The organism is Streptococcus sp. HMSC071H03 (genome assembly GCF_001813035.1).
In the GTDB taxonomy this organism is placed as follows: domain Bacteria; phylum Bacillota; class Bacilli; order Lactobacillales; family Streptococcaceae; genus Streptococcus; species Streptococcus anginosus.
This window is the reverse complement of record NZ_KV811162.1, coordinates 287,720-296,457: the sequence shown is the minus strand read 5'-3', so window position 1 is coordinate 296,457 and position 8,738 is coordinate 287,720. Positions and strand designations below refer to the sequence as shown.

Here is an 8,738-nt window from a genome sequence, read left to right as displayed (position 1 = left end):
GGGACTACGAACTAAAAATTTTCAATTTTTAGTTTTGTCCCACTCCCTTTTCTGATTTTCAGGAGAAAAGATTGCTAAAAAACAAGAGGAGCAAAAGAATGTCTCAAGCGACAAAATGAACTTTAAAAGCTTCATTTAAACATTTTGTTATAAAAGCTATTAACAAAATTTACGATTCAGGACATTGTAGAAGATTGTGGGATCAATCGGATGACCTTTTACCATATATATGTGTGTGATTTGGTAGAATGGTCTTGTTTTGAGCTTGCTAAAAAGTAAAACGTTGCTGTCCAAGTAGATGTTTAAGAAATTTTATTAAATAGTAGAACTTTTCTCATTTTGTTCTTTTCTCTTGTGCTTGATTAAGTTTTTATTTATAATAATTCTAAATAAAGAGAAAAGAGAAGATTGACGATGATGAGAGAACAAGAAATTGATAAGAATTTTAGCGGTCGGCTTAATATTTTGCGAGCTGGAGTATTGGGGGCCAATGATGGTATTATTTCTATCGCGGGTGTGGTAATAGGGGTAGCAAGTGCGACAGAAAGTATTTGGATTATCTTTCTTTCTGGGTTAGCAGCAGTCTTTGCGGGAGCTTTTTCCATGGCAGGTGGTGAATATGTATCTGTCTCCACTCAAAAGGATACGGAGGAGGCCGCAGTTGTCAGAGAGCGAGATCTTTTAATGAAAAATCCAGATATTGCTAGGCAGTCGCTCTATGCAGCTTATATCCAGAATGGCGAGTGTGAGACTTCTGCCCAGCTTTTAACCAATCGAGCTTTTTTAAAGGATCCTCTCAAAGCTTTGGTAGCGGAAAAGTATGGTATTGAAGTGGAAGAATTTACTAATCCTTGGCATGCAGCAATCTCCAGCTTTATCGCTTTTGTAGCAGGAGCTATTTTTCCCATGCTGAGCATTGTCTTCTTTTCTGCTAGTTATAGAATTCCGACGACAGTAGTCATTGTTGCTTTATCGCTATTGGGAACGGGATACACCAGTGCTAAGTTAGGAAAAGCACCGATAAAAAATGCCATGATTCGAAACTTAGTCATTGGACTTTTGACTATGACAGTAACTTATCTTGTAGGTCAATTATTTGCTATTTAATTTCGAAATAAAAAACCTTTATGAGGAGTGATTTTGATTGTAGGTTATTCTATTTGACTTTATAGTCAATTCTTTTTAGAATTATCTGTCAACCACAATGCTGAAATCAATCAATTTTCTTACGATTGATAAGTATAGCATCAAATAAAATACAGGAATATATTTTCTTGCATTTTATTTTTTCTTATGCTATAATACAAGTAATGAATATGAAAGAGAGGCGAGGAAGTATCTTCGCCTCTTATCTGTGAGGAGGTGTAGTCTTATCGCAACGATTGTAGAATTGGTAAAAGAGGTTGTCGAGCCAGTCATCCAAGAGCCGTATGAATTAGTGAATATTGACTATGGTAAGATGGGGAGCGACCATGTTCTCAGTATTTTTGTAGATAAGTCGGGAGGGATTACCGTAAATGATACGGCAGATTTGACGGACATCATCAGTCCGCTTTTGGACACGATTAAGCCGGATCCTTTTCCTGAGCAGTATTTCCTTGAGGTGACGAGCCCAGGGTTGGAACGTCCGCTGAAAACGAAAGAACAATTAGCAGATGCAGTTGGGCAATATATCCATGTTAGTCTGTATCAAGCAGTTGATAAAAGTAAAACCTTTGAAGGAACATTGCTTTCTTTTGAGGAAGATCATTTAACAATGGAATATATGGATAAGACGCGTAAGAAAGTTGTTCAAATTCCTTACAAGCTAGTATCCAAAGCAAGATTAGCAGTAAAATTTTAGTAAAAAAAAAGAAAGGATTGCTTTTGTTTTTACAAAAGCGAAAAAGACATGAGTAAAGAAATGCTAGAGGCCTTCCGCATTTTGGAAGAAGATAAAGGGATTAAAAAAGAAGACATTATCGAAGCAGTGACAGAATCCTTGCGCTCCGCTTATCGTCGCCGTTATGGTCAAGCAGATAGCGCAGCCATTGAATTTAACGAAAAAACAGGAGATTTTCGTGTCTATACAGTTCGTGAAGTGGTGGACGAAGTTTTTGATAGCCGTTTGGAAATCAGCTTAAAAGATGCTCTTGCCATTAGCTCAGCTTATGAGCTTGGTGATAAAATCAAATTTGAAGAAGCGCCGGCTGAATTTGGTCGGGTAGCAGCTCAATCTGCTAAGCAAACAATTATGGAAAAGATGCGCAAGCAAACGCGGGCGATTACTTACAATAAGTACAAAGAGCATGAAAATGAAATCATGTCAGGAACAGTCGAACGTTTTGACAATCGTTTCATCTATGTCAATCTTGGCAGCATTGAAGCGCAGTTGTCTAAACAAGACCAAATTCCTGGAGAAGTCTTTGCTTCACACGACCGCATTGAAGTTTTTGTTTATAAGGTTGAGGACAATCCTCGCGGTGTGAATGTTTTTGTTAGCCGTAGTCATCCAGAGATGATCAAACGCTTGATGGAGCAAGAAATTCCTGAAGTTTATGACGGAACGGTTGAAATCATGAGCGTTTCTCGTGAAGCAGGTGATCGAACCAAGGTTGCGGTACGCAGTCACAACCCAAATATAGATGCAATTGGTACAATCGTTGGACGTGGTGGCGCAAACATCAAGAAAATCACCAGCAAGTTTCATCCAGCTAAGTATGATGCAAAATCAGACCGTATGATTCCTATTGAAGAAAACATCGATGTGATTGAGTGGGTAGCAGATCCTGCTGAATTCATCTACAATGCGATTGCTCCTGCAGAAGTGGATCAAGTCATCTTTGACAGTCAAGATAGCAAGCATGCTCTTGTCGTTGTGCCAGATAACAAATTGTCTCTTGCAATCGGTCGTCGCGGACAAAACGTACGCTTGGCAGCTCATTTGACAGGTTACAGAATTGACATCAAATCTGCAAGTGAATTTGAAGCTATGGAAGAAGCTGGTGAACTCGGCGGATTTGCTGAAGAAGTAGAAGAATTTACAGCAGTTGAAAGTCCTGTAGAAACAGAATTTGTGGAAAGTGAAGTTGAAGCAGCAGACTAAAGGAGGGAAAGAATGGCAAAAACAAGAAAAATCCCTTTACGAAAATCAGTAGTTTCTAACGAAATCATTGACAAGCGTGATTTACTCCGCATTGTCAAAAACAAAGAAGGTCAAATTTTCATTGATCCGACAGGTAAGGCGAACGGACGTGGAGCTTATATCAAACTTGATAATGAAGAAGCGCTTCAAGCTAAGCAAAAACGAGTCTTTAATCGCAGTTTCAATATGGAAGTGGAAGACGATTTTTACGATGAACTGATTGCTTATGTGGATCACAAGGTCAAAAGAAGAGAGTTAGGTCTTGAATAAGCAAAAACTAGCCAATTTACTTGGCTTAGCACAACGAGCAGGTCGCATCATATCGGGTGAAGAATTGGTTGTTAAGGCTATACAAGATAGGAAAGCAAAGTTGGTCTTTTTAGCCAACGATGCTGCTCCAAATTTGACCAAGAAAATTACTGATAAAAGTCATTATTACAAAGTAGAAGTATCAACCGTGTTTTCAACACTGGAATTAAGCACCGCAGTAGGCAAGGCAAGAAAAGTCCTTGCTGTTACTGATGCTGGATTTACAAAGAAAATGAGGTCTCTTATGGAATAGAAGAGGAGGACAAGATTTGTCTAAAGTAAGATTGTACGAAATCGCGAAAGAACTGGGAAAAGAAAGCAAGGAAATTGTGGCGCGTGCAAAAGAGCTTGGTATTGAGGTAAAAAGTCATGCCAGCAGCGTGGAAAGTGAAATAGCAACACGTATCACAGCTAGCTTTTCTCAAGCAGCAGCTCCTAAAAAAGAAACGACTCAAAAGCCGACTCAATCGTTGCCTAAAGAGCAAGCGTCAGCTCCAACGGCAGTGAAAGAAACGACCGAGGCTGAGAAGAAAGCAGAGCCGAAGGCAGTAGCTCCGACGCAAAAGTCGGAAGTGGAAGCGAAGTCGGCGTCTGCAAAACCAAAAAGTCGTAATTTTAAGGCTGAACGAGAGGCAAGAGCGAAAGAACAGGCAGAACGACGAAATAAACAGCGAGAAAATCGGCCACAAAAACAACAAAATGGTGAAAAGCGAAATCGAGAAGAGCGCAATCCGCGTAATAATCGAAACAACCAAAATCGAAATGACCGTGGGAATCGCAGCGAACAACGCGACAATCGCGATCATCGCAATCAGGATAATCGTCGTCAAGAACAAAATCGTTCAAATATTGCAAATCAGAATCGCCCTCAAACAAATCAAGGACCACGCATTGATTTCAAGGCGCGTGCAGCAGCTCTGAAAGCTGAACAGAATGCCGAATATGCTCGTGGAAGCGAGGAACGTTTTAAACAGGCTCAAGCTGCAAAAGCAGCTCAACGTGAGCAGAAGAAACGGAAAGAACCGGTAGAAGAATTATTCAAAGCAGCAGCGCCTATCGTGGAGGCTACGAAGCCGGCTCCACAGTCTCAAGTTGCCCCTGAGGCGGTTCCAACTCCTGCAGTTGATACTCGTCGGAAAAAACAAGCTCGACCAGACAAGAAACGTGATGACTTTGATCGCGAAGAAGATGGTCCAAGAAAACAACAAAAGAATCGAAGCAGTCAAAATCAAGTGAGAAATCAAAAGAATAGTAATTGGAATCATAACAAGAAAAATAAAAAAGGCAAGAATAATCGGAACAATAACCAAACTCCAAAACCGGTTACAGAACGCAAGTTCCATGAATTGCCAAAAGAATTTGAATATACAGAAGGCATGACCGTTGCAGAGATTGCAAAGCGGATTAAACGTGAACCAGCCGAAATTGTCAAGAAACTCTTTATGATGGGGGTTATGGCAACGCAGAATCAATCGTTGGACGGCGATACTATTGAACTTCTGATGGTAGATTATGGCATTGAAGCACATGCTAAAGTTGAAGTCGATAATGCAGATATCGAACGCTTCTTTGTGGATGAAGATTATCTTGATCCAGATGCTTTAGTAGAACGTCCGCCAGTTGTGACCATCATGGGACACGTTGACCATGGGAAAACAACACTTTTGGATACCTTGCGTAATTCTCGTGTTGCTACAGGTGAGGCAGGTGGGATTACACAACATATTGGTGCTTACCAGATTGAAGAAAATGGTAAGAAAATTACCTTCCTTGATACACCAGGGCATGCCGCTTTCACCTCTATGCGGGCGCGCGGTGCTTCTGTCACAGATATTACGATTCTTGTCGTAGCAGCAGATGATGGAGTCATGCCTCAAACAATTGAAGCGATTAACCATTCAAAAGCAGCCAATGTGCCAATTATTGTAGCGATTAACAAGATTGATAAGCCAGGTGCTAATCCTGAACGTGTCATCGGTGAATTAGCTGAATATGGAGTTATGTCTACAGCATGGGGCGGTGATTCTGAATTTGTTGAAATCTCAGCTAAGTTCAACCAAAATATTGATGAACTGCTCGAAACCGTTCTCCTTGTAGCTGAAATTCAAGAGCTAAAAGCTGATCCAAAGGTTCGCGCAATTGGTACAGTAATCGAAGCGCGCTTGGATAAAGGAAAAGGTGCAGTTGCAACCTTGCTTGTTCAACAAGGTACCTTAAATGTACAAGATCCAATTGTTGTTGGTAATACTTTTGGTCGTGTGCGTGCCATGACCAATGACCGTGGACGTCGAGTGAAAGTTGCGGGGCCATCGACACCAGTATCTATCACAGGTTTAAATGAAACACCAATGGCTGGTGACCATTTTGCCGTATATGAAGATGAAAAAGCAGCGCGTGCAGCTGGTGAAGAACGTGCAAAACGTGCTCTCATGAAACAACGTCAGGCAACGCATCGTGTTAGTTTGGAAAATCTCTTTGATACCCTTAAAGCTGGTGAAGTCAAGTCTGTCAATGTTATTATCAAAGCAGATGTGCAAGGTTCTGCCGAAGCCTTGACAGCTTCCCTTCAAAAGATTGAAGTAGAAGGCGTTAAAGTCACGATTGTTCACTCAGCAGTTGGTGCTATTAACGAGTCTGACGTGACTCTTGCCGAAGCTTCAAATGCCTTTATCATTGGTTTTAACGTTCGTCCTACCCCACAAGCTCGTCAACAAGCAGAAGCCGATGATGTCGAAATTCGTCTTCACAGCATTATTTATAAAGTCATCGAAGAAGTAGAAGATGCCATGAAAGGGATGTTGGATCCAGAATACGAAGAAAAAATTATCGGTGAAGCTGTTATCCGTGAAACCTTCAAGGTTTCTAAAGTCGGTACCATTGGTGGCTTTATGGTGGTTAGCGGTAAAGTAACTCGTGATTCTAAGGTTCGTGTGATTCGTGATGGTGTTGTCATCTTTGATGGTGCGCTTGCTAGCCTCAAACATTATAAGGATGATGTGAAAGAAGTTGGCAATGGGCAAGAAGGTGGTCTCATGGTTGAGAACTACAATGACATCAAGGTAGACGACATGATTGAAGCCTACATCATGGAAGAAATCACAAAATAAAATATGAATGGAAAAGAGACAGGCTATGGTTCATTAAAGTCTGCCTCAACCTTTTTCTAAAGTAAGTGAAAGGAGATATCATGGCAAATCAATTTCGTGTGGATCGTGTGGGCATGGAAATCAAACGTGAAGTCAATGAAATCTTGCAAAAAAAAGTTCGTGATCCGCGTGTTCAAGGAATTACCATTACAGATGTGCAAATGTTGGGCGACTTGTCAATGGCAAAAGTATACTACACGCTGATGAGCAACCTTGCTTCTGAGCAAGAAAAAGCTCAAATTGGTTTAGAAAAAGCCAAAGGAACGATCAAACGTGAATTGGGTCACAACTTGAAGATGTATAAAATTCCTGATTTGACATTTATCAAAGATGAATCCATTGAATACGGGAATAAAATTGACCAAATGCTCCGCTATTTAGAACAAAAATAAAACGTGATTTTAGCTATATCAATATATTTAAAAAGAAAGGAAATTCTATTTTTCTTTCTTTTTTTGATAAAAATGCTAAAAAAGGCTTGTTACTTTTACACTTATCCTTTAAAATAGAAAAGGAGATAATCCGCTACAGATTTTTCGGAGGAGAAAAGATGTCCATCAATTGGCAGCAAATTATATTTAGCTTTTTAGGCGGTTTAGGACTTTTCCTATATAGTATTCGGATGATGGGAGATGGTTTGCAGCAGGCTGCAGGGGATCGGCTTCGTTATTTCATTGACAAATATACCAGCAATCCATTTTTTGGTGTTCTGGTTGGAATTGGTCTAACAGCCTTGATTCAGTCAAGTTCAGGTGTGACAGTTATTACGGTTGGACTGGTAAGCGCTGGACTATTGACTTTGAAGCAAGCGATTGGGATTGTTATGGGAGCCAATATCGGAACGACAGTGACCTCCTTTATTATTGGTTTTAAGCTAGGTGATTATGCCTTACCCATTCTCTTTTTAGGAGCAGTCTGTCTCTTCTTTACCAAAAAGCGCTCTATCAATAATATTGGTCGTGTCTTATTTGGGGTCGGTGGGATTTTCTTTGCTTTAAATCTGATGAGTGGCGCTATGGAGCCATTGAAAGATTTAGACGCTTTCCGTGAATATATGATAAAGTTAAGTGGAAATCCAGTCCTTGGTGTGTTTGTAGGAACAGGGATTACATTGCTCATTCAAGCTTCGTCTGCTACCATTGGGATTTTGCAGAATCTGTATGCAAGTGGCTTGATTGAGCTAAAAGGAGCTTTGCCAGTTCTTTTTGGGGATAATATCGGGACAACGATTACAGCGATTATTGCATCTTTAGGTGCCAATATTGCAGCAAAACGTGTGGCAGGTGCTCATGTAATGTTTAACGTGGTTGGTACCATTTTGTGTTTGATTGTGTTAGGACCATTTACAAGCTTGATTCAGTGGTTTCAAACAGCTCTCCATTTAAGCCCAGAAATGACCATTGCCTTTGCTCACGGAACTTTTAATGTTACTAATACCATTATTCAATTTCCATTTATTGGCTTGTTAGCTACCTTGGTAACAAAACTGATTCCAGGTGAAGATGAAGTTGTGAAATATGAACCGCTTTATTTAGATCCGATTTTAATCAAACAAGCTCCGTCTTTGGCGCTTGGAAATGCCAAAAAAGAATTGCTGCATTTAGGACGTTATGCGATGCGTTCATTTGAGTTGGCTTATGATTATATTGTGAACAATACTGAAAAGTCAGCAGACAAGGGACACAAGGTAGAAGAAGCAATCAATAAGATTGATGAAGATCTCACACGTTACCTCATTGATTTATCTAGTGAGCCTCTTAGCCAAAAAGAAAGTGAAGTGCTGACAAATATTTTGGATTCATCTCGAGATTTAGAAAGAATCGGGGACCATGGTGAAGCGCTGATTAACTTGACTGACTATATCCGTCGGAAAAAGGTGGAATTTTCTCCAGCAGCTTTGCAAGAGTTGGAATTGATTTACAATATGACGCTCAGCTTCATAAAAGAATCATTGAAGTCTGTAGAAGATAATGATATTGAATTGGCCAATAGTTTGGTGGCTAAGCATGAAGCGATTGATAAAATGGAACGAAAGCTACGGAAAACGCACATTCATCGTCTGAACAGAGGTGAATGCTCTACGCAAGCTGGGGTGAACTTTATTGATATCATCTCTCACTATACGAGAGTAGCGGATCACGCCATGAACTTAGCGGAAA

8 protein-coding genes are annotated in these 8,738 nt (G+C 40.2%); all 8 read left to right on the top strand.

Annotated features, from left to right (window positions below; genetic code table 11):
• Nucleotides 1–417: 417 nt before the first annotated feature.
• Nucleotides 418–1,107 (top strand): VIT1/CCC1 transporter family protein, encoded by a 690-nt coding sequence (locus tag HMPREF2887_RS06530; protein ID WP_003025968.1) that lies wholly within the window; start codon nucleotides 418–420, stop codon nucleotides 1,105–1,107.
• A 247-nt stretch (nucleotides 1,108–1,354) separates the two neighbouring features.
• Nucleotides 1,355–1,843: a ribosome maturation factor RimP gene (gene rimP / locus HMPREF2887_RS06525; RefSeq protein ID WP_003025965.1), complete on the top strand. Its 489-nt coding sequence runs from the start codon at nucleotides 1,355–1,357 to the stop codon at nucleotides 1,841–1,843.
• A gap of 48 nt (nucleotides 1,844–1,891) precedes the next feature.
• On the top strand, nucleotides 1,892–3,085 hold the full coding sequence (gene nusA, locus HMPREF2887_RS06520; RefSeq protein WP_003025963.1) for a transcription termination factor NusA: 1,194 nt from the start codon (nucleotides 1,892–1,894) through the stop codon (nucleotides 3,083–3,085).
• Nucleotides 3,086–3,097: 12 nt separating this feature from the next.
• Nucleotides 3,098–3,394, top strand: a complete 297-nt coding sequence (gene rnpM, locus HMPREF2887_RS06515; protein ID WP_003025961.1) for an RNase P modulator RnpM — start codon at nucleotides 3,098–3,100, stop codon at nucleotides 3,392–3,394.
• Entirely contained in the window at nucleotides 3,387–3,686 is a 300-nt protein-coding gene (locus HMPREF2887_RS06510) for a YlxQ-related RNA-binding protein (protein WP_003025959.1), read from the top strand. The genes rnpM and HMPREF2887_RS06510 overlap by 8 nt, the downstream gene beginning before the upstream one ends.
• 16 nt (nucleotides 3,687–3,702) lie before the next feature.
• Entirely contained in the window at nucleotides 3,703–6,540 is a 2,838-nt protein-coding gene (gene infB, locus HMPREF2887_RS06505; protein ID WP_021001288.1) for a translation initiation factor IF-2, read from the top strand.
• An 80-nt stretch (nucleotides 6,541–6,620) separates the two neighbouring features.
• A complete protein-coding gene (gene rbfA / locus HMPREF2887_RS06500) occupies nucleotides 6,621–6,971 on the top strand; it encodes a 30S ribosome-binding factor RbfA (RefSeq protein WP_003025954.1) in 351 nt (116 codons plus the stop codon).
• 158 nt (nucleotides 6,972–7,129) lie between these two features.
• Nucleotides 7,130–8,738: Na/Pi cotransporter family protein (locus HMPREF2887_RS06495; protein ID WP_084740936.1), on the top strand; the 1,609-nt coding region annotated here is incomplete at its 3' end.

What these genes read in the sequence shown, in the direction of transcription:
- HMPREF2887_RS06530 (WP_003025968.1), top strand. Translation starts at nt 418, where the DNA reads ATGAGAGAACAAGAAATTGATAAGAATTTTAGCGGTCGGCTTAATATT.
- nusA (WP_003025963.1), top strand. Translation starts at nt 1,892, where the DNA reads ATGAGTAAAGAAATGCTAGAGGCCTTCCGCATTTTGGAAGAAGATAAA.
- rnpM (WP_003025961.1), top strand. Translation starts at nt 3,098, where the DNA reads ATGGCAAAAACAAGAAAAATCCCTTTACGAAAATCAGTAGTTTCTAAC.
- rbfA (WP_003025954.1), top strand. Translation starts at nt 6,621, where the DNA reads ATGGCAAATCAATTTCGTGTGGATCGTGTGGGCATGGAAATCAAACGT.